Source organism: Streptomyces sp. P9-2B-2, assembly GCF_030406865.1.
Classification (GTDB): domain Bacteria; phylum Actinomycetota; class Actinomycetes; order Streptomycetales; family Streptomycetaceae; genus Streptomyces; species Streptomyces platensis.
Genome location: NZ_CP129126.1, coordinates 4,615,863 through 4,641,725 on the forward strand (window position 1 = coordinate 4,615,863; position 25,863 = coordinate 4,641,725).

At 68.2% G+C, this 25,863-nt stretch carries 20 protein-coding genes; 8 read left to right on the forward strand and 12 right to left on the reverse strand.

The annotated features are described in order from the left end of the window. Positions 1-169 precede the first annotated feature (169 nt). The 3 genes from QT196_RS20150 to QT196_RS20160 all read right to left on the reverse strand — a co-directional run bounded on the left by QT196_RS20150 (position 170) and on the right by QT196_RS20160 (position 6,502). Positions 170-1,879 carry a protein kinase family protein gene (locus QT196_RS20150; protein WP_168480414.1) on the reverse strand — a complete coding sequence of 570 codons (1,710 nt, stop codon included), beginning with the start codon at positions 1,877-1,879 and terminating at the stop codon, positions 170-172. A 107-nt stretch (positions 1,880-1,986) separates the two neighbouring features. Further along, positions 1,987-4,200, reverse strand: a complete 2,214-nt coding sequence (murJ, locus tag QT196_RS20155; RefSeq protein WP_266737526.1) for a murein biosynthesis integral membrane protein MurJ — start codon at positions 4,198-4,200, stop codon at positions 1,987-1,989. Between the two features lie 46 nt (positions 4,201-4,246). After that, the gene (locus QT196_RS20160) at positions 4,247-6,502 is read right to left on the reverse strand and encodes a DUF6049 family protein (RefSeq protein WP_248001224.1); all 2,256 of its coding nucleotides are present in this window, start codon (positions 6,500-6,502) and stop codon (positions 4,247-4,249) included. A gap of 249 nt (positions 6,503-6,751) precedes the next feature. Here QT196_RS20160 and QT196_RS20165 point away from each other — a divergent pair, with 249 nt between their 5' ends. Continuing rightward, entirely contained in the window at positions 6,752-8,227 is a 1,476-nt protein-coding gene (locus QT196_RS20165) for a CCA tRNA nucleotidyltransferase (RefSeq protein WP_168480417.1), read from the forward strand. 89 nt (positions 8,228-8,316) lie between these two features. Here the strand turns inward: QT196_RS20165 and QT196_RS20170 are convergent, their stop codons facing one another. The 4 genes from QT196_RS20170 to QT196_RS20185 all read right to left on the reverse strand — a co-directional run bounded on the left by QT196_RS20170 (position 8,317) and on the right by QT196_RS20185 (position 12,165). Continuing rightward, entirely contained in the window at positions 8,317-8,910 is a 594-nt protein-coding gene (locus tag QT196_RS20170) for a hypothetical protein (protein ID WP_211117385.1), read from the reverse strand. A gap of 110 nt (positions 8,911-9,020) precedes the next feature. Then, on the reverse strand, positions 9,021-10,280 hold the full coding sequence (locus QT196_RS20175) for an MFS transporter (protein WP_266737527.1): 1,260 nt from the start codon (positions 10,278-10,280) through the stop codon (positions 9,021-9,023). A gap of 78 nt (positions 10,281-10,358) precedes the next feature. After that, positions 10,359-11,441 (reverse strand): inositol-3-phosphate synthase, encoded by a 1,083-nt coding sequence (locus tag QT196_RS20180; RefSeq protein WP_168480419.1) that lies wholly within the window; start codon positions 11,439-11,441, stop codon positions 10,359-10,361. A 46-nt stretch (positions 11,442-11,487) separates the two neighbouring features. After that, positions 11,488-12,165, reverse strand: a complete 678-nt coding sequence (locus QT196_RS20185; protein ID WP_290355352.1) for a PadR family transcriptional regulator — start codon at positions 12,163-12,165, stop codon at positions 11,488-11,490. Positions 12,166-12,919: 754 nt separating this feature from the next. Between QT196_RS20185 and QT196_RS20190 the strand changes: the two genes are divergently transcribed. Next, a complete protein-coding gene (locus tag QT196_RS20190) occupies positions 12,920-15,184 on the forward strand; it encodes a transglycosylase domain-containing protein (protein ID WP_168483851.1) in 2,265 nt (754 codons plus the stop codon). A gap of 122 nt (positions 15,185-15,306) precedes the next feature. Beyond that, entirely contained in the window at positions 15,307-16,788 is a 1,482-nt protein-coding gene (locus tag QT196_RS20195) for a glycosyltransferase 87 family protein (RefSeq protein ID WP_266737530.1), read from the forward strand. Between the two features lie 92 nt (positions 16,789-16,880). Here the strand turns inward: QT196_RS20195 and QT196_RS20200 are convergent, their stop codons facing one another. The 3 genes from QT196_RS20200 to QT196_RS20210 form a co-directional block, all read right to left on the reverse strand. Continuing rightward, positions 16,881-17,912: an alanine racemase gene (locus tag QT196_RS20200; protein WP_168480422.1), complete on the reverse strand. Its 1,032-nt coding sequence runs from the start codon at positions 17,910-17,912 to the stop codon at positions 16,881-16,883. Positions 17,913-17,974: 62 nt separating this feature from the next. Next, complete coding sequence (locus tag QT196_RS20205; RefSeq protein WP_168480423.1) at positions 17,975-19,093, reverse strand: peptidoglycan bridge formation glycyltransferase FemA/FemB family protein; 1,119 nt, start codon at positions 19,091-19,093, stop codon at positions 17,975-17,977. Between the two features lie 123 nt (positions 19,094-19,216). Then, complete coding sequence (locus QT196_RS20210; RefSeq protein ID WP_266737532.1) at positions 19,217-19,531, reverse strand: hypothetical protein; 315 nt, start codon at positions 19,529-19,531, stop codon at positions 19,217-19,219. A gap of 228 nt (positions 19,532-19,759) precedes the next feature. Between QT196_RS20210 and rpsF the strand changes: the two genes are divergently transcribed. The 4 genes from rpsF (at position 19,760) to rplI (ending at position 21,535) form a co-directional block, all read left to right on the forward strand. After that, the gene (rpsF, locus tag QT196_RS20215) at positions 19,760-20,050 is read left to right on the forward strand and encodes a 30S ribosomal protein S6 (RefSeq protein WP_006604399.1); all 291 of its coding nucleotides are present in this window, start codon (positions 19,760-19,762) and stop codon (positions 20,048-20,050) included. 82 nt (positions 20,051-20,132) lie between these two features. Further along, positions 20,133-20,723, forward strand: coding sequence for a single-stranded DNA-binding protein (locus QT196_RS20220; RefSeq protein WP_168480425.1), 591 nt, complete (start codon positions 20,133-20,135; stop codon positions 20,721-20,723). 110 nt (positions 20,724-20,833) lie between these two features. Continuing rightward, positions 20,834-21,070, forward strand: coding sequence for a 30S ribosomal protein S18 (gene rpsR, locus QT196_RS20225; protein WP_003978893.1), 237 nt, complete (start codon positions 20,834-20,836; stop codon positions 21,068-21,070). 18 nt (positions 21,071-21,088) lie between these two features. Then, positions 21,089-21,535: a 50S ribosomal protein L9 gene (gene rplI, locus QT196_RS20230; protein ID WP_085923668.1), complete on the forward strand. Its 447-nt coding sequence runs from the start codon at positions 21,089-21,091 to the stop codon at positions 21,533-21,535. Positions 21,536-21,614: 79 nt separating this feature from the next. Here rplI and QT196_RS20235 read toward each other — a convergent pair whose 3' ends face one another. Next, positions 21,615-22,463: a trypsin-like serine protease gene (locus QT196_RS20235; protein WP_248001225.1), complete on the reverse strand. Its 849-nt coding sequence runs from the start codon at positions 22,461-22,463 to the stop codon at positions 21,615-21,617. A 65-nt stretch (positions 22,464-22,528) separates the two neighbouring features. Beyond that, the gene (locus QT196_RS20240; RefSeq protein ID WP_168480427.1) at positions 22,529-23,866 is read right to left on the reverse strand and encodes an MATE family efflux transporter; all 1,338 of its coding nucleotides are present in this window, start codon (positions 23,864-23,866) and stop codon (positions 22,529-22,531) included. A gap of 476 nt (positions 23,867-24,342) precedes the next feature. On the opposite strand from QT196_RS20240, the gene dnaB reads away from it, so the two are divergent. Then, positions 24,343-25,806 carry a replicative DNA helicase gene (dnaB, locus tag QT196_RS20245; protein WP_168483852.1) on the forward strand — a complete coding sequence of 488 codons (1,464 nt, stop codon included), beginning with the start codon at positions 24,343-24,345 and terminating at the stop codon, positions 25,804-25,806. Positions 25,807-25,863: the final 57 nt, after the last annotated feature.

Here is a 25,863-nt window from a genome sequence, read left to right on the forward strand (position 1 = left end):
TGCTTGCCGCAGTCGCCGCCGAACCTCCACGTTCCGCGGCCGGTCCACGCGCCGTAACGCATCAGCCTGGTCTGCCACACGAAGTCGCCCCGCCGGCCCAAAGGCTGACGGGGCGTTCTCGACCTCGTATTTCCACGGTTTCCCGGTGCGCTGAGTTAATGCTGGTGAGTCAGCTGAAGATTTTGATTTCTGAAATACCGCCGCGGAACCAATCCGATGCTCCATCAGAGGCAAGCTTCGTGATGTGGACCAGGACATAGCGGGACTTCACCGACTGGTCCAGCTTCACATCCAGCTTGTCGCCGGCTTCTCCCAGCTTGGAAATGCGTTGGGAGAAGTCACCGAGTGTGGTCGGATTCGCTGCGGAGGATGCTGCTGCGCGGATTTCTACGGTCTGGCCTGGCCGATACATGGTGGCCTGTATCCCGGAGATGTCCTTGGTGCTCCCGAGGTCCACGATGATCCCGCTGCCATCTGCACGCGTCGGCAGGTTCCCGAAGTTGGGCCAGCCCTTGAACCGTCCTGTCACCCAAGCAGTACTCGGACTGCCGTCCGTGACATTGTGAGCGTCTTCCTCCTTGAAAGGCTCGGCCAGGGGCGAGAACTCTGTGGCGCCCTTGACTGAGAGCGCCTTTCCTGTGTGCTTCTTCGGACCGCCGGCCGGCTGTGAGTTCCCCGGGGCGTCCTGGTCTTTCTCCCGCTTCAGCAGGGTGTCCGCCAGCTGCCAGCTGCCCAGTCCCAGTGCCGTGATGAGCAGAGCGGAGACGGACCACTTCAGGGCCCGCCCGGTGCGGCTCTGGAGCGGGGGCGGCGGAGTGGGGACCGGCTGCGTCGCCCGGGTCGCCTGTGCGGCGCCCGACGACTGCCGGTAGCTGCCCTGCTGGTAGCCCGTGCGCTGGTACGGCGGAGGCGTGGAGAAGGTGGTCTCCGGGGGCCGGATGCGGGGCATGGCCGCGACGGCCTTGGCCAGCTCCTCCGGGGTGGTGCACGCCGGCTCCTGGCGGGAGGCCGTCGCGCCATCGTTGATCAGCGCGCGCATGGCCAGCTCGGAGAGCCCGCGATGCACGCCGGCCCGCACCTGGTCGGGCGCGATCAGCCCGACGCCCTTGGGCAGGCCGGTGAGGCCATGGGCGTCGTTCTCGTACGGCCAGCGCTGGGTCAGGGCTGCGTACAGCAGCGCACCGATCGCCTCGGTGTCGGCGCGCTGCGGGGACTCGCAGGTGATGCCGCGCAGTGCCGCCATGACGGCCAGGCCGCGGATGCGGTACTGCCCGGACTCCGTACGCAGCACCGAGCCGGGGGTGATCCGCAGATGGGAGAGACCCTCGCGGTGCGCGGCGGCCATGGCCTGGGAGACCTGGCTGACGAGCTGGTAGGCGTCGTGTGGCTCCAGCGGGCCGTTGGCGAGCACCGTGGTGAGCTCGGTGGCGTCCGGCAGCCATTCGTGGACGACGTAGACGAGGTCGTTCTCCTCGACGGCGTCCAGGACCTGGACGAACCGGGGGTCGCCGAGCAGAGCCGACGAGCGGGCCGCGGACAGCACCGGCCGGCCTCTGGGATGGTCGGCGGGCAGGATATGCACGCCGACCGCGCGGCGCAGCTTCTCGTCGACCGCACGCCAGCTGCTGAATCCGTCCAGACGGGTGACGCACTCTTCGAGGCGGTAGCGTCTGGCAAGCTTGTGGCCGCTGTGCAGTTCCGGTGGCTGGGCTTCGATCGCCTCGGCACGCTCCTCATCGGTGCCTGCGGCGTCCTGTTCCCTGCCGGATACCTTCTCGGCCTTAGCACCGTCGTCCGTGGCCTTACCCGCCTTGGCGGTCAGCGGTTCCTCACCGCTCGTGTCAGCCACGTCGACGGCAGCCGTGCTCCGTTCCGCCACCGTCGTTCCTGCCTCCCCATCCGTTGCAGGCTCAATGAGCCAAGACAATTGTGCCCACAGTCCGCCACTATGCACGACACACGGTGGCAGTCGATGGTTGTGCTCAACTAACGTCCAAGCTTCGACCGGACCATGCCGACCAGGGCGTTCAGTTCCTGGATGCGCATTTTGCGTGCGGCGACGTAGAACACGCCCAGAAGTGCGCCGATGCCGGCGATCAAAGCGGTGATCGACCCGAGGAATCCGCTGCCGAGTGTCTGCATGATCCCGTACACCGCGGCCCCCGAGATGATCGTGGCCGGGATGCTGGCGCCGGCCAGCCGCGCGTAGGTCCGGACGACATGGGCGGTGTCGAGATCGCCGTCCATGCGCTTGCTCAGCCGGCGCCAGGCCACCCCGACGCCGATGATGTACGCCAGGCCGTAGGACGCCGCCATGCCGACCACGGCCCAGCGGGCGGGCAGGACCAGGAAGCAGAGGCCGGAAGCCGCCGCGTTGACGGCGGCGACGATCACCGTGTTGTAGAAGGGGGTGCGGGTGTCCTCGTACGCGTAGAAGGCGCGCAGGACGACGTACTGCACCGAGAACGGGATCAGGCCCACACCGAAGGCCATCAGCATGTAGCCCATCGGGACGCCGGCGCCGGACGAGCCGTAGACCAGCGTGCACAGCGGGATGCCGAGGGAGAGGAAGCCGAAGGAGATCGGGACGATGGCGACGGCGGAGGTGCGCAGGCCCTGCGAGATGTCGTCGCGGACGGCTCCGGTGTCACCGTCGTGTGCGGACCGGGCCAGCCGCGGCAGCAGCGCCGCCATCACGGAGACGGTGATGATCGCCTGCGGCATGTTCCAGATCAGCTGGGCGCTGGCGTAGGAGATGAAGCCGGTGCCCGGGTGGCCCTGGTCGTTGGCGGTGTTGCCGGCCCAGGTGGAGAGCTGGGTGACGACGAGGACGCCCGCCTGGTTGGCGAGCACGAACAGCACCGTCCACTTGGCGAGCTTGGCGGCCTTGCCCAGGCCGTGGCCGCGCCAGTCGAAGCGGAGCCGGAGCTTGAAGTCGGCGTCGCGCAGATACGGGATCATCGCCAGCGACTGGACGACGAGCCCGAGGAGGGTGCCGATGCCCAGGAGCCGGATGCCCTCGTCGGGGATCGTGGTGACGCCGATGTGCGAGGTCTCCGCCGAGCCGTAGACCCAGATGAACAGGCCGAAGGTGGCGATCATGACGATGTTGTTGAGGACCGGGGTCCACATCATCGCGCCGAAGCGGCCGCGGGCGTTGAGGATCTGGCCCATCACGACGTGCAGACCCATGAAGAAGATTGTGGGCACGCAGTAACGGGTGAAGGCGACCGCGACCTCGTTGGCCGCCGGGTCGCGGGAGATGTCGAGGGAGACCAACTTCACCAGCAAAGGCGCCGCGAAGACCGCCAGCACCGTGAGCACGCCGAGGATCACCATGACCAGCGTCAGCAGCCGGTTGGCATAGGCCTCGCCGCCGTCGTCGTCCTCCTTCATCGCGCGCACCAGCTGCGGGACGAAGACGGAGTTCAGACCGCCGCCGATGGTCAGGATGAAGATCATCGTCGGAAGCTGGTAGGCGACCTGCCAGGAGTCACCGAGCACCGCGCCGCCGAGCGCCGCGACGATCAGTGCCGAGCGGACGAAGCCCGTGAGACGCGACACCATCGTGCCGGCGGCCATCACCGCGCTGGACTTGAACAGACCGCCGGACCGGCCGGCGGCGGGCTTGCCGGCCGCCGCCACGGGGGCGGGCTCCGGCGTCGGCGCGGGCTGCTGGGGCACGGCCTCCGGGCCGGGCGCCGCACCGGCCGCCGCGGGGCCCGGAGGCACCGGAGCGGGCTGCTGGGGCTCGTAGTGCTGCTGGTCCCGGTAGAGATGCGCGAAGGCATCGGACTCCGGACGCTCGCCGGCGGCCTGGGTCCGGAGGCTGTCGAGGCCCAGGAACTGTGTCGTTTTGTCGGCCTCGCCGTACGGGAGGTCGGCGGTCGGACCCCGCTGCTCGGGCGGCGGGGACGGAGCCCACCGCTGCGGGTCGGGCGTGTGACGGCCCGCGGGAGGCTGCTGGTAGAGCGGGGGCGCGGGCTGTCCCGGGGGCGGCGGTGGGTGCGCCGCGCGGTCGTAGCGCGCCTCGGTCACCGGGTCCTGAGCGGTCGGGTCCTGGGCGCGGTACGGATCGTTGCGGTAGGCGTCCTGGACGTAGGGGTCCTGGTCCGCGGGCAACGGGGGCGTCGGAGGGACCGGGCCCGTGGGGTCGCCACTGGCGCCCCGGCCCCGGTCACCGTCATACGGCGCATTCATCGCTGCCCCACCTCATCCGTCGCCGGCCATCCGGCCCCGCCAACTATCAACGGTCCACTTTCTCACCTGAGCCGGACGGGTCGGAGCTTTCCGATCCGGTGTCCGGGCTGGGGTCACTCGGCTGCTCGGGCTCGTCGCCGTCCGTGCCGCCGTTGTCGCCGTCCGTACCTGTGTCACCATCGGGCCCCTCGTCGTCGGACCCGCCCTCGGTGCGCCGGGCGGTCGCCCGCTTGCGCTGAAGGTAGATCCGCACGCCGGCGAGGACGAGCAGCAGCACACCGCCGGCGATGACGAGCATCACCGTGGCGGTGATCTCCGTGACGTTCACCTGGAACGTCATGCGGTCACCGTAGGGCTTTCCGTCCGCCGTGTAGAGCTGGGCGGTCACCCAGGCCCGGCCGTTGGCGTTCGCCGTGGTGGCGAACTTGAACGACTGGCTGTGGCCGCCGTCCACCGTGATCTGCTGCGCCTTGCCCACGTCCAGTCGGTTGGGCTGGGACGAGGTGAGCTTCAGCGTCATGTCCTTGACGCCCTGGACCAGGTTGTTCTGGACCGTCACCGGAATCGTGGCGCTGCGCCCGGAGAGCGTCGCCCCCGACTTCTGGATCAGGTGCACCTTCTTGGTCAGACCGTCGAGGTAGCTGCGTACGGAGCGCCGGAAGCTCGCGGCACCGGCGGTGTCGCCGCGCCACTCCGTCGACATCTCCCGCATTATGGCGCTGCCGAACGGGGTCACCACACGCTCCGGCTGGGCCAGGATCACGCGGTAGTCGTCCAGTGCGGCCTGGGTGCCCCGGATCTGGCGGAAGGCGGAGGTGGGGAGCTCCTGCCGGCGCAGCGAGGACGGGTAGGCGCCGCCGCTCGGCACCCGGCGGGTGGCCGAGGGGTCGGGCTTGGCCTTGGCCGCCTTGCCGAGGCTCAGCGGCTGGCTCCAGCGTCCGGAGTCGTCCAGCGTCCGCAGCGCGGTGGCCATGGCGTGGGCCTGGCTGACCGACGGCATGCGCTGCGGCGCGACGACGACGCTGCGCTGCCGGCCGGGGTCCTCCAGGCTGATCATCTGGGTCTGGGCGAGGAAGTCCTGGACCGCGTGGGCGGAGTTTCCGGCCTTCGACATATCGCCTTCGAAGGCCCGGGAGAGCTGTGCGTCCGCGACGACCGCGGTGTTGCCGCCGCCGATGGGGCGGGCCGCCGTCGGGGTGTAGGACAGTCCCCCGGTCTCCCGCAGGCTGTCGCTGCGGGTGATCACATTGTGCGCTCCGGCCGAGGTCGCGACGTCCACGACCGAGGAGTCGATCGCACCGTCTACGGGCCAGGCGAAGTCCGTGCGCGGCTTCACACCGAGGATCGTGTCCACGGTCTTCTCGGCGAGGTCGGTGGCCGGGCCGAGGTGGCTGAGCGCGCTGGGCACGTGCTTGCCGTGGTGGGCGAGCGAGGCGAGGTCGGGGTCGGCGAAGGGCAGCGCGACGACCTCATGCGCCTTGGCCGCGTCTTCGAGCTCGTGCAGCCACTGCTTGGCGACCGCCTGGTTCTTGCCCATGGGCCCGTCCGGGCCGTTGACCCGGTACGACTTGGTCATCGCGTCGACGGTCGCGAGCAGATCAGGGTCGATGACGTAGGTCACCGGCAGGTTCTTGCTGAGCGCGACCATCTGCTGGAGCCGGCCGCCCGGTGCGAGCTCGGCGGCGAGGTCGTCGTTGCGGAAGACCGGCGTCTGCTGGGCGTCGGCGTCGGTCTCGGCGGTGAGGTGGGTGGAGGAGATCAGCGGCCACATGTACGTGAGCTGCGGCTTCTTCTCGGCGTCGGCCTCCTGCCAGGGCAGCAGCGTCCGGTCGAAACCGAGGACCTGGCTGTAGGACGAGGCCTGCGAGCGCCCTGACACGGAGACACCGAGCTGGTACACACCGTTCTCATCGAGACGGAGGTCCTTGACGGGCACGCTGAGCGTAAAGGTGCGGCTGACACCAGGCTCCAGCTTGCCGATCTTCTTCGCGCTGCCCTTGATCTCCTCGCCGTCCGCGCCGGGCACATAGCCGGTGCGACGCGACACATTGTCGATGGAGCTACGGCCGCCGAGCGCGTCCCCACGGTGCATGCCGAGATGCGCGTCGGTGATCGTGCCGCGGCCGTCGTTGGTCAGCGTCCCGGAGACAGTGACCGAGTCGCTCTTGGAGGGAGCGGACGGGGACATCGAGTCGATGGTGACGTCGACCGTGCGGGAGCCCGTCGGGGCCGCCTGGGCGGTGGGGACGTGCGGAACCTGAAGCAGGCCCACGAGCAGGAGCAACCCAGTGAGCAGCGTCACGGTCCTTCGCAGCCATCGACCACGCGGCCGTTCAGTCCCCTGGAACCCTGCCGCCTCGGCCACGCGCTCGTCCGTCCCTCGTCGTCGTCAGTGGTCGTCGGAATGTGCGTCCACGAATGGTAACGAGGCCCGCCGCGCCGGAGTGCCAGGGACTGCTCCACATGATCGCGGCGCGGAGACCCGGGTGCCCGGCCTGACCCCTTTATTACGTGGCGCCCCGCGCTGCGCGGCCACGTACCCTGTTTTGTTGTGCCGAACGCCAACAATGACCTCCCCGCCCCGCTCGCCGAGCAGACACCGCAGTCGACGAACGCGCTGAACCATGTCCAGCGCCGCGCTGTGAGCGAGCTGCTGCGGGTTTCCCCCGTCGCGGATGACCTGGCCCGTCGATTCCAGGAGGCCGGGTTCACACTTGCCCTGGTCGGCGGCTCGGTCCGGGACGCGCTGCTGGGGCGGCTCGGCAACGACCTGGACTTCACCACCGATGCCCGCCCTGAGGACGTTCTGAAGATCGTCCGGCCGTGGGCGGACGCGGTCTGGGAGGTCGGCATCGCCTTCGGCACCGTCGGCTGCAAGAAGGACTCCTTCGACATCGAGGTCACGACCTACCGGTCCGAGGCGTACGACCGCACCTCCCGCAAGCCCGAGGTGTCGTACGGCGACTCCATCGAGCAGGATCTGGTGCGCCGGGACTTCACGGTGAACGCCATGGCGGTGCTGCTCCCGCAGAAGGAGTTCGTCGACCCGCACGACGGTCTGGAGGACCTGGCAGCGCAGGTGCTGCGGACGCCGGGGACGCCGGAGGAGTCGTTCTCCGACGATCCGCTGCGGATGATGCGCGCAGCCCGCTTCGCCGCCCAGCTGGACTTCGAGGTGGACCCCGCAGTCTTCGCCGCGATGAAGGCGATGTCGGACCGCATCGAGATCGTCTCCGCGGAGCGCGTACGGGACGAGCTGAACAAGCTGCTCCTGGCGGCGCACCCGCGCGAGGGACTGCGGCTGCTGGTCGATTCGGGCCTGGCCGGCCATGTCCTGCCCGAGCTGCCCGCACTGCGGCTGGAAAGTGATGAGCATCACCGTCACAAGGACGTCTACGAGCACTCGCTGACGGTGCTGGAGCAGGCGATCGACCTGGAGGAGAACGGGCCCGATCTCGTGCTGCGGCTGGCGGCGCTCCTCCACGACATCGGCAAGCCCCGGACGCGGCGCTTCGAGAAGGACGGCCGGGTCTCCTTCCATCACCACGAGATGGTGGGCGCGAAGATGACCAAGAAGCGGATGACCGCTCTGAAGTACTCCAACGACCTGGTGAAGGACGTCTCACGGCTGGTGGAGCTGCATCTGCGCTTCCACGGCTACGGGACGGGAGAGTGGACGGACTCCGCGGTCCGTCGCTATGTGCGGGACGCCGGTCCGCAGCTGGAGCGGCTGCACAAGCTGACCCGCTCGGACTGCACGACCCGCAACAAGCGCAAGGCCGGTGCCCTGTCGCGCGCCTATGACGGGCTCGAGGAGCGCATCGCGCTGCTGCAGGAGCAGGAAGAGCTGGAAGCGATCCGCCCGGACCTGGACGGCAACGAGATCATGCAGATTCTGGGCATCGGCCCGGGGCCCGAGGTCGGCAAGGCGTACAAGCAGATGCTGGAGCTGCGGCTGGAGCACGGGCCCATGGAGCGGGAGGCGGCGGTCGCTGCGCTGAAGGAGTGGTGGGCCGCTCAGAGCTGAGCGTGAAACGTGCGGTGTTTCACGTGAAACAAGGAGCGGTGTTTCACGTGAAACACCGCTCCTTTGTCTTCCGGCGCGTCCGGCGCGCGCTACTTCACCGTGGTCAGGCAGAGCACCATGCGGGTGCTGCCGCTCCTGCGACGGTGCACGTCCTTGACGTAGGCCGACTCTCCCTCGGAGCACACCGTCGGGTCCGTGGTGTCGTTGTGCACGGTGCTCACCTTGTAATCGGCTTCCGAGCTGCCGCAGTCCACCACCTTGAGACCGTCGTCGAGTGAACTGCTTGACTTCTGCACACAGTCGCCGGCCTCAGCGCTCTCTGCGTCGTCCAGGCTGTTGATCCAGAAGAACGCGAAGGCGATCACCGCGATGACGAGGCCGATGGCCCGCAGGATCGCCTTGGGGGACCGGCGTTTGGCGGGCTGCTGCGGCGGCACCGGAGCTCCGCCCTGCATGTAGGGCTGCTGCGGCTGGGGCGCCATGGGGTAACCCTGCGGCGGCTGCTGCCCGTACGGAGCCTGCGGCTGCGGAGGGTGGGCATAGCCCTGGGGCTGGCCATAGGGCGCCTGAGGTGCTTGCGGTGCCTGCGGATAGGGGCTCTGGCCGTACGGCTGCTGTCCGTATGGCTGCTGCCCGTACGGCGCCTGGCCGTACGGATTCGGGCCCTGAGGCGGCGTGGTCATGGGAGTCCCCCGTTATTGATGTGTACAGGCTCGTGCTCGAAGCCCGTAAGGTACCGGCTCCGTGCGCGCCCTGTTGCAGGGCCCGGGGGCTGAGCGGCGAGGACGTCGCCTTAAACGCGCCCCGAGCGGACCGTGGCCACGGCGATCAGTGCGTAGAGCACCGTCACCATGGCGAGCAGGGCGGCGGACCGGCCGTCCGGAGGCAGCATGAGGGCCGCGACCGCGGCGGCACCGACGAAGGCGACGTTGAAGAGCACGTCGTAGATGGCGAAGGACCGGCCACGGAAGGCGTCGTCGACCGTCGACTGGACGATCGTGTCCGTGGAGATCTTGGTTCCCTGGGTGCTCAGACCGAGTACGAACGCGGCGGCCAGCATCGGACCCGGCGTGAAGAACAGCCCGAGGGACGGCAGCAGTACCGCGCCCAGTGCCGCACAGCCCGCGATCCAGCCGAACGCGGTGAGCCGCTCGACGGCCCACGGCGTGACGATCGCGGCCGAGAAGAAGCCCGCCCCCGAGACGCCGAGGGTGATCCCGAGCAGCGCCAGGCCCTCGGACTCGGTCTCGGCCCAGGAGTACCGGCAGAGCATCAGCACCATCACCGTCAGCGCCCCGTAGCAGAAACGCATCAGGGCCATGGCGATCAGTGCACGGGCCGGGGTGCGCCGCTCGGCGAGATGGCGCAGCCCTTCCCACAGCCCGCGCGCGGTGCTCAACAGGGCTTCCCGCAGGTGCGGTTGGAGGCGGGAGGGGTCGGGACCGAGCAGCTGCGGGCCCATGCGCAGCGCGGTCAGGGCCGAACAGAAGTAGAGGGCCGCGGCGAGCAGCACGACGAAGGCGTCCACCTCAGTGCCGGCCAGCCGGATGGCGAACGCGAGCCCACCGCCCGCCGTCGCGGCGAGCGTCCCGGCCGTGGGAGTCAGGGAGTTGGCCATGACCAGCTGCCGCTCACCGTCGACCACGCGTGGGAGCGCGGCCGAGAGCCCGGCCAGGACAAAGCGGTTCACGGCGGTCACGGCGAGGGCCGAGGCATAGAAGAGCCAGTCGGGGGCCTCCGACGCGATCAGCGTCGCGGTGGCCATGGCCAGCAGCGTGCGCAGCAGATTGCCGTACAGCAGGACCTGCCGGCGCCGCCAGCGGTCGAGCAGCACGCCGGTGAACGGCCCGAGGAGGGAGTACGGGAGCAGCAGGATCGCCATGGCGGAGGCGATGGCCGCGGGCGACGTCTGCTTCTCGGGCGAGAAGACGACGAAGGTGGCGAGCGCGACCTGGAACACCCCGTCGGCCGCCTGGGACAGGAGCCGTGCGGCAAGGAGCGAACGGAAGTCGCGTAGCCGGAGTAATACGCGAAGGACGCGCACAGCATGCATGAGGCACAGCCTCACACAGCCCGCAGGCCCCCGGGCGGAATACCCGGGGGCCTGCGGAGGGAGCGTGCGTCGGGCGGCTCAGCGCTCGATGTCGCCGTTGATGAACTTCTCGACGTTCTCCCGTGCCTCGTCGTCGAAGTACTGCACCGGCGGCGACTTCATGAAGTACGAGGACGCGGAGAGCACCGGGCCACCGATGCCGCGGTCCTTGGCGATCTTCGCGGCGCGCAGGGCGTCGATGATGACACCCGCGGAGTTCGGGGAGTCCCAGACCTCGAGCTTGTACTCCAGGTTCAGCGGGACGTCACCGAAGGCGCGGCCCTCAAGACGGACGTAGGCCCACTTGCGGTCGTCCAGCCAGGCCACGAAGTCCGAGGGGCCGATGTGGACGTTGTCCTCGCCCATCTCCCGGTCCCGGATCTGGGAGGTGACGGCCTGCGTCTTGGAGATCTTCTTGGACTCCAGGCGCTCGCGCTCGAGCATGTTCTTGAAGTCCATGTTGCCGCCGACGTTCAGCTGCATCGTGCGGTCCAGGATGACGCCCCGGTCCTCGAAGAGCTTGGCCATCACACGGTGCGTGATCGTGGCGCCGACCTGCGACTTGATGTCGTCACCGATGATCGGGACACCGGCCTCGGTGAACTTGTCCGCCCACTCCTTGGTGCCGGCGATGAAGACCGGGAGGGCGTTGACGAAGGCGACCTTGGCGTCGATGGCGCACTGGGCGTAGTACTTCGCGGCGTCCTCGGAGCCCACCGGGAGGTAGCAGACCAGCACATCGGCCTGCGTGTCCTTGAGGACCTGGACGATGTCGACCGGGGCCTCGGGGGACTCCTCGATCGTCAGGCGGTAGTACTTGCCCAGGCCGTCGAGGGTGTGACCGCGCTGGACCTGCACGCCGGCGTTCGGCACGTCGCAGATCTTGATGGTGTTGTTCTCGCTGGCGCCGATGGCATCCGCGAGGTCGAGCCCGACCTTCTTGGCGTCGACGTCGAAGGCAGCCACGAACTCGATGTCACGCACGTGGTAGTCGCCGAACTGCACGTGCATGAGGCCGGGCACGCGGCTCTTCGGGTCGGCGTCCTTGTAGTACTCGACGCCCTGTACCAGCGAGGCGGCGCAGTTGCCCACGCCGACGATGGCTACGCGAACCGAACCCATTCCGGTTGCTCCCTGTGTTCTCGATGAGGATCTGCACAGCAGAGCCTCATGTGGTGGTGTCATCGGACGGATCCGGCCGGGATCCACCCCGGTGCCGGGGCAGGCCGCCCGTATCTCCTGACTGGTTCTTGTCCTGCGCTGCGGAATCCGTGGGGCGCTGATCACGCCCGGCGCGCTCACTCTCGATGAGCTCGTTCAGCCAACGCACTTCGCGCTCCACGGATTCCATACCGTGCCGCTGAAGTTCGAGGGTGTAGTCGTCCATGCGCTCGCGGGACCTGGCCAAGGAGGTACGCATCCTCTCAAGACGCTCCTCCAGCCGGCTGCGGCGGCCTTCCAGCACGCGCATCCGTACGTCCCGCGAGGTCTGGCCGAAAAACGCGAAGCGGACACCGAAGTGCTCGTCCTCCCACGCATCCGGGCCGGAGTGGGCGAGCAGCTCCTCGAAGTGTTCTTTGCCCGCTGCGGTCAATCGGTAGACGATTTTGGCTCGGCGCCCTGTCAGAGCCGCGGCGGGTACGCCCTCCGGGGCGCCGTCCGTCTCCTCCATCAGCCAGCCGCTCGCGACCAGCGCCTTGAGGCAGGGGTAGAGGGTGCCATAGCTGAACGCACGGAAGACCCCGAGCGAGGTGTTGAGCCGTTTTCGCAGCTCATAGCCGTGCATCGGGGACTCGCGGAGCAGGCCGAGGACGGCGAACTCGAGGATGCCGGAGCGTCTGCTCATCCTCCGCCTCCTTGGTCCGGTGCGTTCTTTATGTCGTGCTGATGTATCGACTCGATACATCCAGACGATAGAACGGCCACCTGGTCGGAACAAGAGGGGGCACGGTGAACGGCATCACATCACCGAATCGTTCTCATCAACCTGACTGATTTGGAGTGAATTTCAACACTGGGCAGGTTTTGGCCGTGCGTAGTCTGTGCGGCATGCAGACTGCCGGGAACCGTGGGCCGATATCTGGCGTCCTCGTCCTCGGTGTAGTGCGGCTCGCGCCTCAGGAGCGGGTCGTGCATCGGGGGGACCTGAAGACAACTGCCGCCTTCAGGCGACGAGAAAGCGCGCCTGCCCGAGGAGTATTCGTTCCATGAGCGAGCACCGTCGCAAACCGCCACAGCCGCAGAGTGGCGGACGTGCCGCGGCCCGACGCGCCGTACAGCAGCCATCAGGGCGCCGTGCCGCCCCTTCCCGTGGCTCCGCTGCCGGTCCCGCCTCTCACTCCGAGTCGTCCGGCTACGAGCCGCGGCAGGGTGGGCGCGCCGATGCCCGGAGAGCCGCCCAGCGCGGCGGCCGCCGGCGGTCGTCCGATGCCGAGATGGCCTCCGGTGATGGCGCCGGGGGCCGTGGTGGCGGTGGCCGCCGAGGTGGTGGCGGCGGTGGTCCCGAGGGAGGCCGCGGCCGCGGTCGCGGCGGCGGGAAGCCTGCCAAGAAGCGTTTCATCGACTACCCGCGTGCCAACCGCGTGGGCTGGCGGCGCTTTGTGCCGTCGTGGAAGCAGGTCACGACCCTGTGCGTCGGGTTCATAGGGTTGATCGTGGGTGCCTCCGGCGTCGCACTGGCCTTGGTGAACGTGCCCAGCGAGAGTGACGCCGCCAAGTCGCAGAACAACGTCTACCTCTGGTCTGACGGCAAGGTCATGGCGCGTGACGGTGAGACGAACCGGCAGAACGTCACGATCAACGAGATTCCGCTCGAGATGCAGAAGGCGGCGATCGCCGCGGAGAACGCATCGTTCCGGACGGACTCGGGTGTGGACCCGATGGGTATTGCCCGTGCGCTGGTCAACATGGCCAGGGGTGGCGAGACCCAGGGTGGCTCGACCATCACTCAGCAGTACGTGAAGAACGCGATGCTGAGCCAGGAGCAGACCCTTGACCGCAAGTTCAAGGAGCTGTTCATCGCGATCAAGGTCGGCTGGTCGAAGAGCAAGGACCAGATCCTTCAGGGGTACCTGAACACCAGCTACTACGGCCGTGGGGCGTACGGGATCCAGGCGGCGGCTCAGGCGTACTACGGCAAGGACGCCGAGAAGCTGGACGCGAACGAGAGCGCCTTCCTGGCCACCGTGCTCAAGGGCGCGGATCTGTACGACCCGGCGGGTGGTACCAGCCCGGGGGCCTCGAAGGCGGCGAACACCAAGCGCGCCAAGGCGCGGTGGTCCTGGATCCTCGACCGGGAGGTCGAGAACCACCTCATGACCAAGGCGGAACGGGAGAAGTACCGGGGGCGCTTCCCCAAGCCGAAGCTGCCGAAGCCGGTCGCCGGCAAGAGCGGCCAGATCGGCTACATGATGGACACCGCGAAGAAGTACGTGCTGAAGCACTCGGGTCTCAGTGAGGCCCAGTTCGACAAGGGCGGCTACACGATCCGCACGACCTTCAGCTCGAAGAAGACCAACGACCTCGAGGCCGCGGTCAAGAAGGTCAACAAGCGGTACATCGACCCCGATAAGCGTGCGAAGGACAAATTCGTCCAGTTCGGCGGGGCCTCAGTGGTGCCGGGAGACGGCAAGATCGTCGCTCTGTACGGCGGTGAGGGCTACGACAAGGGGCACTTCAGCAACAACGCGGACACGTTCGGTGTCCCGGTGGGCTCGACCTGGAAGCCGTTCGTGCTCGCGGCAGCGATGAAGAACGGGACAGTTAAGAGCCATGGGGTGCCGATCAGGCCGGACAGCCGTTACAACGGCGACGACCACCTCAAGGTGAAGGACGCTCTGGGCAATTACGTCCGGAGGCGGGACAACTCGCTCTTCTATCAGGAGAACGAGAGCAACCATCCCTGGGGCTATATCCCGCTGACCAAGGCGATGGAGCAGTCCGTCAACACGCCGTTCGTGCAGCTCGGCATGGATGTCGGGATGAAGAAGGTCCGGGACATGGCGGAGGCCGCGGGCATCTCGGAGGCCAGCTTCGACAAGAACCTGAACCCGTCCTTCGCGCTGGGCACCTCCACACCGAGCGCGATCCGTATGGCCGATGCGTATGCCACGTTCGCCCAGTCCGGGACGAAGGTGGAGCCCTATTCCGTGACGAAGGTGACGTACAAGGGCCAGGACCTCGACGGCTTCGACAAGCCCCAGAGCGAAACGGCGATGGATGCCAACGTCGCCAACAACGTGACCAAGGTGCTGGAAAACGTCATCGACAACGGCACGGCGAAGGAAGCCAAGCGGCTGGGCATGCCGGCCGCTGGTAAGACCGGTACCACCGACGAGAACAAGTCGGCCTGGTTCGTGGGCTACACCAAGCAGCTGTCGACGGCCATCACGATGTTCCGTGAGGATGCGGGGAATCCGCGCCAGCTGTCCATGAACGGTGTCGGCGGCTTCGACTCGATCCACGGTGGTGCGCTGCCCACCGAGGTCTGGACCGAGTACATGCTCCAGGCGATGAAGGGCGTCACCCCGGAGTCCTTCCCGCCGGCCACGCCTGTCGGACAGCGGTTCGATCAGGAGGGCATGCCGACGCCGACGCCGACTCCCACGCCGTCTGAGACGCCGTCGGACACGCCGTCGGCGTCTCCCAGCAAGTCCGCTCCCCCGACGAACTCTCCGAGCCCGACCCCGACCGACAGCTGTTCCCCCTGGGACCTGAACTGCCGGAACAACGGTGGGGCCGGCAACGGCGGCGGTAACGGAAATGGCGCGGGTGGCCCCGGTGGCGGCCCCGGTGGCACGAGCCCGACGCCTGATCCGACGGAGCCGACAGACGGTGGAGGCTGGCTCGGCGGCCCGAACGGCTGACCGTTTCACGTGAAACACGCTGAAGGTTTCACGTGAAACGTGGAGCAACGAAGCCCCCGCCCGGATTGACCGGGCGGGGGCTTCGCCGTTTTCTGCCCACGGCCGTACGGCAGGATGGGGCCATGACGAGCGTGCGACGGGATGATCCGGTACGGCCGACGAAGCAGGATGAGGTGGCGTCGGCCGGCAGCGAGCTGATCGGGGGGCCGATCGGCCGACACGCGCTGCTCGGGATGCACTGGCTGACGCCGGTGCGGATCATCGCGCTCATCGCCATCGGCATGTTCGCGCTCGGCATGGTGCAGAAGCTGCCCTGCTACAACGGCGGCTGGTTCTTCGGCGCCACGAGCCAGTACACGCATGCCTGCTACTCCGACATCCCGCACCTCTATGCGGGGCGGGGCTTCGCCGATGGCCTGATCCCGTATTTCGACCGGCTGCCCGGCGATATGGAGTACCTCGAGTACCCCGTGCTCACCGGAGTCTTCATGGAGGTCGCCTCCTGGATGACTCCGCACGGCGGGGGAATCCAGCACCGCGAACAGATCTACTGGCTGGTCAACGCCGGCATGCTGATGATCTGCGCCGCCGTCGTCGCGGTGTGTGTGGCCCGCACCCACGGCCGCCGCCCCTGGGACGGCCTCCTGGTCGCCCTGGCGCCCGCCGCCGCCCTCACGGCCACCATCAACTGGGATCTCCTGGCGATCGCCCTGACGGCCGCCGGGATGCTGATGTGGTCACGAAGCCGTCCGCTGGCGGCCGGCGTCCTGATCGGGCTGGCCACCGCGGCGAAGCTGTACCCGGTGCTGCTGCTGGGGCCGCTGCTGGTGCTGTGCTGGCGCGCGGGCGCCTGGCGTGCGTTCCGGAAGGCGCTGGCCGGTACCGTCGTGTCCTGGCTGGTGGTGAACCTGCCGGTGATGATCACGCATGATGCCGGTGGGTTCCACATCCGGGAGGGCTGGGCGAAGTTCTACACCTTCAGCCAGGAACGGCCCATCGACTTCGGTTCGATCTGGCTGCTGATCTCGCAGCGCACCGGGAACCCCCTGGAGGACGCCAATACCTACGCCACGCTGCTGATGATCGTGGGCTGCGCCGCCATCGGCCTGCTGACTCTCTACGCACCGCGCCGGCCGCGCTTCGCACAGCTCGCGTTCCTCGTCGTCGCGCTGTTCATCCTCACCAACAAGGTCTACTCGCCGCAGTACGTCCTGTGGCTGACCCCGCTCGCCGCGCTGGCCCGGCCGCGCTGGCGGGACTTCCTGATCTGGCAGGCCTGCGAGGTCATGTACTTCCTCGGGATCTGGACGTACCTCGCCTACACCGGAAGCGGCGACAAGCACCAGGGGCTGCCGACGGAGGGCTATCAACTGGCCATCGCCCTGCACCTCTTGGGCACTCTCTACCTGTGCGCTCTGGTCGTACGCGACATCCTGATGCCGGAGCGCGATGTGGTCCGCCGCGACGGGGACGACGATCCTTCGGGCGGCGTCCTGGACCGCAACCCCGATGCGTTCGTGCTCGGGCGGGCCTACCACCCGCCCCGGCACGCGGTGCAGTTCCAGGCGACGCCGCGGGTGCGCTGGGGCGCCGTACGGGACTGAGCGGCCCCCGCCGTCCACGCACCGGGCCCGGTGCCGCAGAGGAGGTCTGCGGCACCGGGCCCTTGGTGTGTCTGCGCCGTGGCTCGGCCGGCTCAGCGGTCCACGAGGCGGTCGAACTGTGTGGTGGTGTGCCGCAGATGGGCCACCAGCTCCTCGCCGACCTGCGGCTCCGGGGCATCGCCCGGCACGAACAGGATCGACACCTGCATGTGCGGGGGCTCCGCGAACCAGCGCTGCTTCCCGGCCCACACATAAGGCGCGAGATTACGGTTCACGGTCGCCAGCCCGGCCCGGGCCACGCCCTTGGCGCGGGGCATCACCCCGTGCAGTGCCTTGGGCGACTCCAGCCCGACACCGTGCGAGGTACCGCCCGCCACCACGACCAGGTAGCCGTCGGAGGCCGCCTTCTGCTGGCGGTAGCCGAAGCGCTCGCCCTTGGCGACCCGGGTGACATCGAGTACCGAACCGCGGTACTCGGTGGCCTCGTGATCGCCGAGCCACAGCCGGGTTCCGATCCGAGCCCGGAAGCGCGTCTGGGGGAACTGCTGCTGGAGACGGGCGAGTTCATCGGCCTTGAGGTGGCTGACGAACATGGTGTGCAGCGGGAGGCGGGCGGAGCGGAGCTGGTCCATCCAGCCGATGACCTCCTCGACCGCGTCGGATCCGTCGGCGCGGTCCAGCGGCAGGTGGATCGCGAAGCCTTCGAGCCGGACGTCCTCGATGGCCGCGGCCAGCTTCGGCAGGTCCTCCGGCTTGACGCCATGGCGCTTCATGCTGCTCATGACCTCGATGACGACCCGGGCTCCGACCAGGCCGCCCACACCCTCGACCGACGACACCGAGCGGATCGCCCGGTCGGGCAGCGGCACCGGCTCCTCACCGTGGCGGAACGGGGTCAGAACGAGCAGATCGCCGCTGAAGAAGTCCTTGATGCGGGCCGCTTCGTAGGTCGTGCCGACCGCGAGGATGTCGGCACCGAGGCGGGTCGCCTCGTCGGCGAGGCGCTCATGGCCGAAGCCGTAGCCGTTGCCTTTGCAGACCGGGACCAACCCGGGGAACTGCTGGAGAACGCTCTGCTGATGCGCCCGCCAGCGCGCGGTGTCGACGTAGAGGGTGAGCGCCATGGCCGGGCCCGGAACCTTTCTCGTAGCTGGTGTCTCAGGGGGACGAACGGTGCGGTGGAGCGTCAGCGGCGCGCCATGTAGTAGTCGAATGCCTTGTGCAGAAGCTTGTTGAGCGGGAAGTCCCACTCACCGAGGTACTCCGCTGCCTGCCCACCCGTGCCGACCTTGAACTGGATCAGGCCGAAGAGGTGGTCGTTCTCGTCCAGCGAGTCGCTGATGCCGCGGAGGTCGTAGACCGAGGCGCCGAGCGCGTAGGAGTCCTGCAGCATCTTCCACTGCATCGCGTTGGAGGGCCGGACCTCACGGCCGATGTTGTCCGAGGCGCCGTAGGAGTACCAGACGTGCCCGCCGACGACGAGCATCGTCGCGGCCGACAGGTTCACGCCGTTATGACGGGCGAAGTACAGCCGCATGCGGCCGGGGTCCTCGGCGTTGAGGGCCGACCACATGCGCTGGAAGTAGCCCAGCGGACGCGGCCGGAACTGGTCACGCACCGCGGTGATCTCGTAGAGACGCTGCCACTCGGCCAGGTCGTCGTAGCCGCCCTGGACCACCTCGACACCGGCCTTCTCGGCCTTCTTGATGTTGCGGCGCCACAGCTGGTTGAAGCCCTTGTGGACCTCTTCCAGCGAACGGTCGGCCAGCGGCACCTGGAAGACATAGCGGGGCTGTACGTCGGCGAAGCCGGCGCCGCCGTCCTCGCCCTGCTGCCAGCCCATGCGGCGCAGCTTGTCGGCCACCTCGAAGGCGCGCGGCTCGATATGGGTCGCCTCGACGTCCCGCAGCCGCTTGACGTCCGGGTTCTGGATGCCGGCCTTGATCGCCGGGGAGTCCCAGCGGCGGATGATGACCGGCGGGCCCATCTTCACCGTGAAGGCACCCTGCTGCTTGAGATGCGCGAGCATCGGCTGCAGCCAGTCCTCCAGGTTCGGCGCGTACCAGTTGATGACCGGGCCCTCGGGCAGGTACGCGAGGTAGCGCTTGACCTTGGGGACCTGGCGGTAAAGGACCAGCCCGGCACCGACCATCTCACCGCTCGGGTCGAACCAGCCCAGGCTCTCCGAACGCCATTCGGCCTTGACGTCTGCCCAGGCAGGGACCTGCATGTGGCTGGCCGCGGGCAGACTCTGGATATATGCCAGATGCTGCTCTCGGCTGATGGTCCTCAGGGTCAGGCTCATGCGGGGCGCTCCTCGGCAGGTGTGTCCCCATGGTCGGGGCTCCGGCTCTCGCGCCGAAGCCTACTGTGACCGTGGAGCGCCCCGTCTGGGCCATACGGGCTGGGGCCCCGTATGCCGTATCGGCTAGTCGACGAGACCGCCGAAGAGGCCGCCGTGTGCCAGGCCGAGGTAGAAGCCGACGGCCGCTGCCCCGAGGCCGATGATCAACAGGAAGCGTTCGCCGGTGGTCGACGAGATGAACTGGCCCCACAGGCCGGTGCCGATCCCGATCAGACCGACCCAGGAACTGACCAGGTGCAGGCTGGGAGAGAGCGTGGTGAAGATGGCGATCGCGCCGAGCACCACGGTGACGATGGCGAAGGTGTTCTCGACGGGATGGTCCTTGCCGTCGCTGTTGAGAAGCGACAGCAGATTGCGCTGGGTCCGTGCCTGTGCCATGCGGCACCTCCGATGACAGGGCGGCGCACTGTAACGCCGCTCACACCCGTTGTGTTCCAGATTGAGGGGTGGAGCGGACGGATTTCAACCGGAAGGCATCAGGCAGGTACTCTGTACGGTCTGCGCCTATGTCTGTCCGAAGCACCGGACGGACCGGGTGCGGAACGCATACGACCCTCCTGCCACGGAACGACCGTGGCCGCTGAGTCCAAAGGAGGTGGGTTCTACATGCGTCACTACGAGGTGATGGTCATCCTCGACCCCGATCTCGAGGAGCGCGCTGTCTCCCCGCTGATCGAGAACTTCCTCTCCGTTGTCCGTGAGGGCAACGGAAAGGTTGAGAAGGTCGACACCTGGGGCCGTCGTCGTCTCTCTTACGAGATCAAGAAGAAGCCCGAGGGCATCTACTCGGTCATCGACCTTCAGGCCGAGCCTGCGGTCGTCAAGGAGCTCGACCGTCAGATGAACCTGAACGAGTCGGTCCTCCGGACCAAGGTCCTCCGTCCCGAGACCCACTGAACGCGTCAGCGTCCAGCGGTAACCGGGTTCGAGTAGCAGCAACACCAGCAGCCAGCAGCACACCCGCCGAGAGGTTCCCCTAATGGCAGGCGAGACCGTCATCACGGTTGTCGGCAATCTTGTCGACGACCCCGAGCTGCGCTTCACCCCGTCCGGTGCGGCGGTCGCGAAGTTCCGCGTCGCGTCCACTCCCCGCACCTTCGACCGTCAGACCAATGAGTGGAAGGACGGCGAGAGCCTGTTCCTGACCTGCTCGGTGTGGCGTCAGGCGGCGGAAAACGTCGCCGAGTCCCTTACGCGGGGTACCCGCGTGGTCGTCCAGGGCCGCCTCAAGCAGCGGTCGTACGAGGACCGCGAGGGCGTGAAGCGCACGGTCTACGAGCTCGACGTCGAGGAAGTGGGCGCGAGTCTCAAGAACGCTACGGCCAAGATCACCAAGACCAGCGGTCGTGGTGGCCAGGGTGGCGGCGGCTTCGGCGGCGGTCAGCAGGGCGGCAGCCAGGGTGGCGGCGGCTGGGGCGGCGGCCCCGGCGGCGGTCAGCAGGGCGGCGGAGCTCCTGCCGACGACCCGTGGGCGACCGGCGGCCCGGCCGGCGGTGGCCAGCAGGGTGGCGGCGGCGGTGGCTGGGGCGGTAGCTCCGGCGGCGGCTACTCGGACGAGCCGCCCTTCTAGGTCCGTACAGCGGCCCGACCGTGCGCGGTTTCACGTGAAACCGCGCCGTGCGACGGCCGACGGCCTTGAGGGCGTCAGCACAAACTTCTTGAACTCATTGGAGAGAGATAATGGCGAAGCCGCCTGCTCGCAAGCCTAAGAAGAAGGTTTGCGTGTTCTGCAAGGAGAAGATCTCCTACGTGGACTACAAGGACACGAACCTGCTGCGGAAGTTCATCTCCGACCGCGGCAAGATCCGTGCCCGCCGGGTCACCGGCAACTGCACTCAGCACCAGCGTGACGTCGCCACGGCCGTGAAGAACAGCCGTGAGATGGCGCTGCTGCCCTACACGTCCACCGCGCGATAAGGGAAGGGTGACCGAATCATGAAGATCATCCTCACCCACGAGGTCTCCGGCCTCGGCACCGCCGGCGACGTCGTTGACGTCAAGGACGGATACGCCCGTAACTACCTGGTCCCGCGTGGTTTCGCGATCCGCTGGACCAAGGGTGGCGAGAAGGACGTCGAGCAGATCCGTCGCGGTCGCAAGATCCGCGAGATCGCCACGATCGAGCAGGCCACCGAGATCAAGGGCCGGCTCGAGGGCGTCAACGTGAAGCTGGCCGTCCGTGCCGGCGACGCGGGCCGCCTGTTCGGCTCCGTCACCCCGGCCGACATCGCCTCGGCGATCAAGGCTGCCGGTGGTCCGGACGTCGACAAGCGTCGTGTCGAGCTCGGTTCGCCGATCAAGACCCTGGGCGCGCACCAGATCTCCGTGCGTCTGCACGCCGAGGTCGTCGCGAAGCTCGGCGTCGAGGTCATCGCCGCGTAATCGCAGTACCCAGCCGAAGGGCCGCATCCCGTCACCGGGATGCGGCCCTTCGCCGTGTGCGGACCGCGGACGGACTGTGTCAGTCCGCGTCCTGGGCGCGCTTGTAGAGCGCGGCGATGTCGTCGTCGAAGTACGCGGCGTAGGAGACATCGTCCTCGTCGCCGCCGCCTTCGTGGCCGCCCAGGACGCCGATGACCGTGCCGGTGTGGCTCCTCGGGTCGTAATCGGCGAGCCAGGGGCTGCCGCTCGTACCGCCCTCGAAGTCGGTGCACCGGATGCGCAGCTGAGTGTTGCTGAACTTCGTGGTGCGGTTCTGGCAGGAGATCGGGGTGTCGCGGCTGGTGGGGTAGCCGGTGATCTTGACCTCGTTGTGGAAGCCGCGGTCGATCCCGAGGGTGTTTCCGCCCAGGACGTCCTGGATCTGCTTGTCCTTCTTCTTGTCGAGGATGAGGAAGGCGACATCGAGATCTTCGTCGTTGGACTGGGCCCAGCGGTCGTCGAGGACCACCTTCTTGACCTTCCACAGGCCGCTGGGCTCGTCACCGTCGCGGTAGTCGGGGGCGAAGACCAAGTCGTCCACCGGGGTCTTGCCATCGCTGTCGAAGGCACAGTGCGCCGCGGTGATGAGCATGTTCCGGCCCGGACTCTGCACCACGCTCGCGGTGCAGAAGTGGTCGCCCTTGTCGTCCTTCTCGAAGACCGCACCGACCCGGGCGTTCTGCTCGGTCCGGCGCGGGGTGTAGGCATTGCCGTCACCGGCCGGGGCCGTCGCGGCGGGATCCTGGTCCTGGGGGTCCTGGCCCGCCTCGCCGGATTTGCCGAAGCTGCTGCGGCCACCGCCGCCGCTGCCGCTGTTCGTATCGGCTTCCTCAGTGGCGTACCCCACCACAGCAGCGGCCACCATGACGACGCACGTCAGGGGCAGCACGGAATTCCTGGCAATCGAGCGCACAGGGTCATTATCAGCACGCACTGCGTGTTACGGGAGATGCTTCAACGAGAGGCTCCGGTCACAATCCACCGGCCCGACCGGGTGCGGAGCCACAGGGTCAGCATCCGGACGGTCATCATCAGGGCCATCGCCCACCACAGGGCGACCAGTCCGCCGCCGAGCAGCGGGACCGCCAGCGCCACCGGTGCGAACAGGGCCAGCGTCACGACCATGGCCCAGGCGAGATAGCGGCCGTCCCCCGCTCCCATCAGCACACCGTCGAGGATGAAGACGATGCCGGAGACCGGCTGGGTCACGGCCACGACCAGGAGCGTGCTGAGCAGCGGGCCCTGCACGGCCGGGTCGGACGTGAACAGTGGGATGAACAGCGGCCGGGCGAGCGCGACCAGCGCACCGAGGACCAGGCCCGCGGCGATGCCCCACTCGACCATGCGGCGGCAGGCGGCCCGGGCGCCGTCGCGGTCCCCCGCGCCGAGGTAGCGGCCTATGATGGCTTGCCCGGCGATGGCGATCGCGTCCAGTGCGAAGGCCAGCAGGGACCACAGCGTGAGCACGATCTGGTGGGCGGCGATCTCCGCGTCGCCGAGCCGGGCGGCGACGGCGGTGGCGATCATCAGCACCGCGCGCAGCGAGAGCGTACGGACCAGCAGCGGCACGCCGGCCTGGGCCGAGGCACGGATGCCCGCGGCGTCGGGGCGCAGCGTGGCCCCGTGCCGTCGGGCGCCGCGGACGACTACGACGAGGTAGGCCGCGGCCATGCCGCACTGGGCGAGGACCGTGCCCCAGGCGGAGCCGGCGATGCCGAGGCCGGCGCCGTAGACCAGGCCGATGTTGAGCGCGGCGTTGGCGGAGAAGCCGCCGACGGCGACATGGAGCGGGGTCCGGGTGTCCTGGAGGCCGCGGAGCACGCCGGTGGCGGCGAGCACGACGAGCATCGCGGGGATGCCGAGTGCGCTGATGCGGAGGTAGGTCGTGGCGTACGGGGCGGCGGTGCCGGATGCGCCGAAGACCTCGACGAGCCAGGGTGCGGTGAGCAGCACCGTCGCGATGACGGCGGCGCCGAGCAGCAGGGCGAGCCAGATGCCGTCCATGCCCTGGCGGATGGCGGCGGGCAGGTCGCCGGCGCCGACCCGGCGGGCGACCGCGGCGGTGGTGGCGTAGGCGAGGAAGACGAAGACGGAGACGGCGGTGGTCAGCAGGGCGGCGGCTACGCCGAGGCCGGCGAGCTGGGGGGTGCCGAGGTGGCCGATGACGGCGCTGTCGACCATGACGAAGAGGGGTTCCGCGACCAGGGAGCCGAAGGCGGGCAGCGCGAGGGCGATGATCTCGCGGTCGTGGCGGCGGCCGGTGCGGCGTGGTGGCGCGGGAGCCTGGGTCATGCGCGCAATCTAATCTTCCACAGGTAAGAGATGCAAACCCTATACAGTCCTTACTTTCCGCTGTGCGGAGTCCACTCCCCTGCGCCGTTTGTCGCGATCTTGAACCGCTGGCAGAAGTTTTTCTCCCCCACAGGCTATGGATGAGAAAAGTGCAGGTCAGAGGGTTGGGGATGGGGTGATTGTGTGCTTGTCCACAGCAGTTTCCCCCGGGCCGTGCACAGGATCCGGGGACTTCTCCACAGCTGAAGGGCAGTCATCCACATGGCCTGTGGATAACCAGATTGGCGGACGGTGCCCGCGGGCCTACCGTGGTCCGGCACCCGCCGCCTGTTCCGGCCTGAGAAATCGTCCGAACTCGACGCGCCGTAACCGGAGTCGGGCGTCTCGATTGTCAGAGCTGTGCCGTAAGAAAGAACAGCACAGCAAGGTCCGCGTCGCGGACGGGAGGAGGTGCCGGGGTGAGCATTCCCGAGCCCATGGAAGACCCCTGGGCGGACTCCGGTCCCAGCGACCTGCTGCCGGCCGCCCGCTCCCGGCGGGGCGAGGGCAAGGGCCGCGGCCGCGGCGACCGGCAGGACCGCGACGACGACGGTGGCGGCGGTTCCTGGAACGGCGGCTTCGAGCGGGTCCCTCCGCAGGACCTGGACGCCGAGCAGTCCGTGCTCGGCGGCATGCTGCTGTCCAAGGACGCCATCGCGGACGTCGTCGAGGTCCTCAAGGGCGAAGATTTCTACCGCCCCGCCCATGAGCTCGTCTATCAGGCGATCCTCGACCTGTACGCCAAGGGCGAGCCGGCCGACCCGATCACCATCGCCGCGGAGCTCACCAAGCGCGGCGAGATCGCACGGGTCGGCGGTGCCTCGTATCTGCACACCCTCGTCCAGTCCGTACCGACCGCCGCGAACGCCGAGTACTACGCCGAGATCGTCCATGAGCGGGCCGTGCTGCGCCGCCTGGTCGAGGCCGGCACCCGGATCACGCAGATGGGATACGCCGCGGACGGCGATGTCGACGAGATCGTCAACAGCGCCCAGGCGGAGATCTACGCCGTCACCGAGCAGCGGACCAGCGAGGACTACCTTCCGCTCGGCGACATCATGGAAGGCGCGCTCGACGAGATCGAGGCGATCGGCTCGCGCCAGGGCCAGATGACGGGTGTGCCGACGGGCTTCACCGACCTGGATTCCCTGACCAACGGTCTGCACCCGGGCCAGATGATCGTGATCGCGGCCCGTCCCGCCATGGGTAAGTCGACCCTCGCGCTGGACTTCGCGCGGGCCTGCTCGATCAAGAGCAATCTGCCGAGCGTGATCTTCTCGCTGGAAATGGGGCGCAACGAGATCGCGATGCGTCTGCTGTCCGCCGAGGCGCGGGTCGCGCTGCATCACATGCGTTCCGGCAGCATGACGGACGAGGACTGGACGCGGCTGGCGCGCCGGATGCCGGATGTCTCGGCCGCGCCGTTGTACATCGACGATTCGCCGAACCTGTCGATGATGGAGATCCGCGCGAAGTGCCGCCGCCTCAAGCAGCGCAATGACCTCAAGCTGGTCGTCATCGACTATCTCCAGCTGATGCAGTCCGGTGGCTCGAAGCGCGCCGAGAGCCGTCAGCAGGAGGTCTCGGACATGTCCCGAAATCTCAAGCTGCTGGCGAAGGAGCTGGAGCTCCCCGTCATCGCGCTCTCCCAGCTGAACCGTGGCCCCGAGCAGCGCACGGACAAGAAGCCGATGGTCTCCGACCTCCGTGAGTCCGGGTCGATCGAGCAGGACGCGGACATGGTCATCCTGCTGCACCGCGAGGACGCCTACGAGAAGGAGTCCCCGCGCGCCGGCGAGGCCGACCTGATCGTGGCCAAGCACCGAAACGGCCCCACGGCCACGATCACGGTGGCGTTCCAGGGCCACTACTCGCGGTTTGTGGATATGGCGCAGACGTGAGCGGGATCGTTGTAGGGTCTCAAATCCGGCTTCATAATCTCAGGACCAGCTGCATAT

What these genes read in the sequence shown, in the direction of transcription:
- murJ (WP_266737526.1), bottom strand. Translation starts at nt 4,200, where the DNA reads ATGAATGCGCCGTATGACGGTGACCGGGGCCGGGGCGCCAGTGGCGAC.
- QT196_RS20170 (WP_211117385.1), bottom strand. Translation starts at nt 8,910, where the DNA reads ATGACCACGCCGCCTCAGGGCCCGAATCCGTACGGCCAGGCGCCGTAC.
- QT196_RS20175 (WP_266737527.1), bottom strand. Translation starts at nt 10,280, where the DNA reads ATGCATGCTGTGCGCGTCCTTCGCGTATTACTCCGGCTACGCGACTTC.
- QT196_RS20180 (WP_168480419.1), bottom strand. Translation starts at nt 11,441, where the DNA reads ATGGGTTCGGTTCGCGTAGCCATCGTCGGCGTGGGCAACTGCGCCGCC.
- QT196_RS20185 (WP_290355352.1), bottom strand. Translation starts at nt 12,165, where the DNA reads ATGAGCAGACGCTCCGGCATCCTCGAGTTCGCCGTCCTCGGCCTGCTC.
- QT196_RS20195 (WP_266737530.1), top strand. Translation starts at nt 15,307, where the DNA reads ATGACGAGCGTGCGACGGGATGATCCGGTACGGCCGACGAAGCAGGAT.
- QT196_RS20200 (WP_168480422.1), bottom strand. Translation starts at nt 17,912, where the DNA reads ATGGCGCTCACCCTCTACGTCGACACCGCGCGCTGGCGGGCGCATCAG.
- QT196_RS20205 (WP_168480423.1), bottom strand. Translation starts at nt 19,093, where the DNA reads ATGAGCCTGACCCTGAGGACCATCAGCCGAGAGCAGCATCTGGCATAT.
- QT196_RS20210 (WP_266737532.1), bottom strand. Translation starts at nt 19,531, where the DNA reads ATGGCACAGGCACGGACCCAGCGCAATCTGCTGTCGCTTCTCAACAGC.
- rpsF (WP_006604399.1), top strand. Translation starts at nt 19,760, where the DNA reads ATGCGTCACTACGAGGTGATGGTCATCCTCGACCCCGATCTCGAGGAG.
- QT196_RS20220 (WP_168480425.1), top strand. Translation starts at nt 20,133, where the DNA reads ATGGCAGGCGAGACCGTCATCACGGTTGTCGGCAATCTTGTCGACGAC.
- rpsR (WP_003978893.1), top strand. Translation starts at nt 20,834, where the DNA reads ATGGCGAAGCCGCCTGCTCGCAAGCCTAAGAAGAAGGTTTGCGTGTTC.
- rplI (WP_085923668.1), top strand. Translation starts at nt 21,089, where the DNA reads ATGAAGATCATCCTCACCCACGAGGTCTCCGGCCTCGGCACCGCCGGC.
- QT196_RS20240 (WP_168480427.1), bottom strand. Translation starts at nt 23,866, where the DNA reads ATGACCCAGGCTCCCGCGCCACCACGCCGCACCGGCCGCCGCCACGAC.
- dnaB (WP_168483852.1), top strand. Translation starts at nt 24,343, where the DNA reads ATGGAAGACCCCTGGGCGGACTCCGGTCCCAGCGACCTGCTGCCGGCC.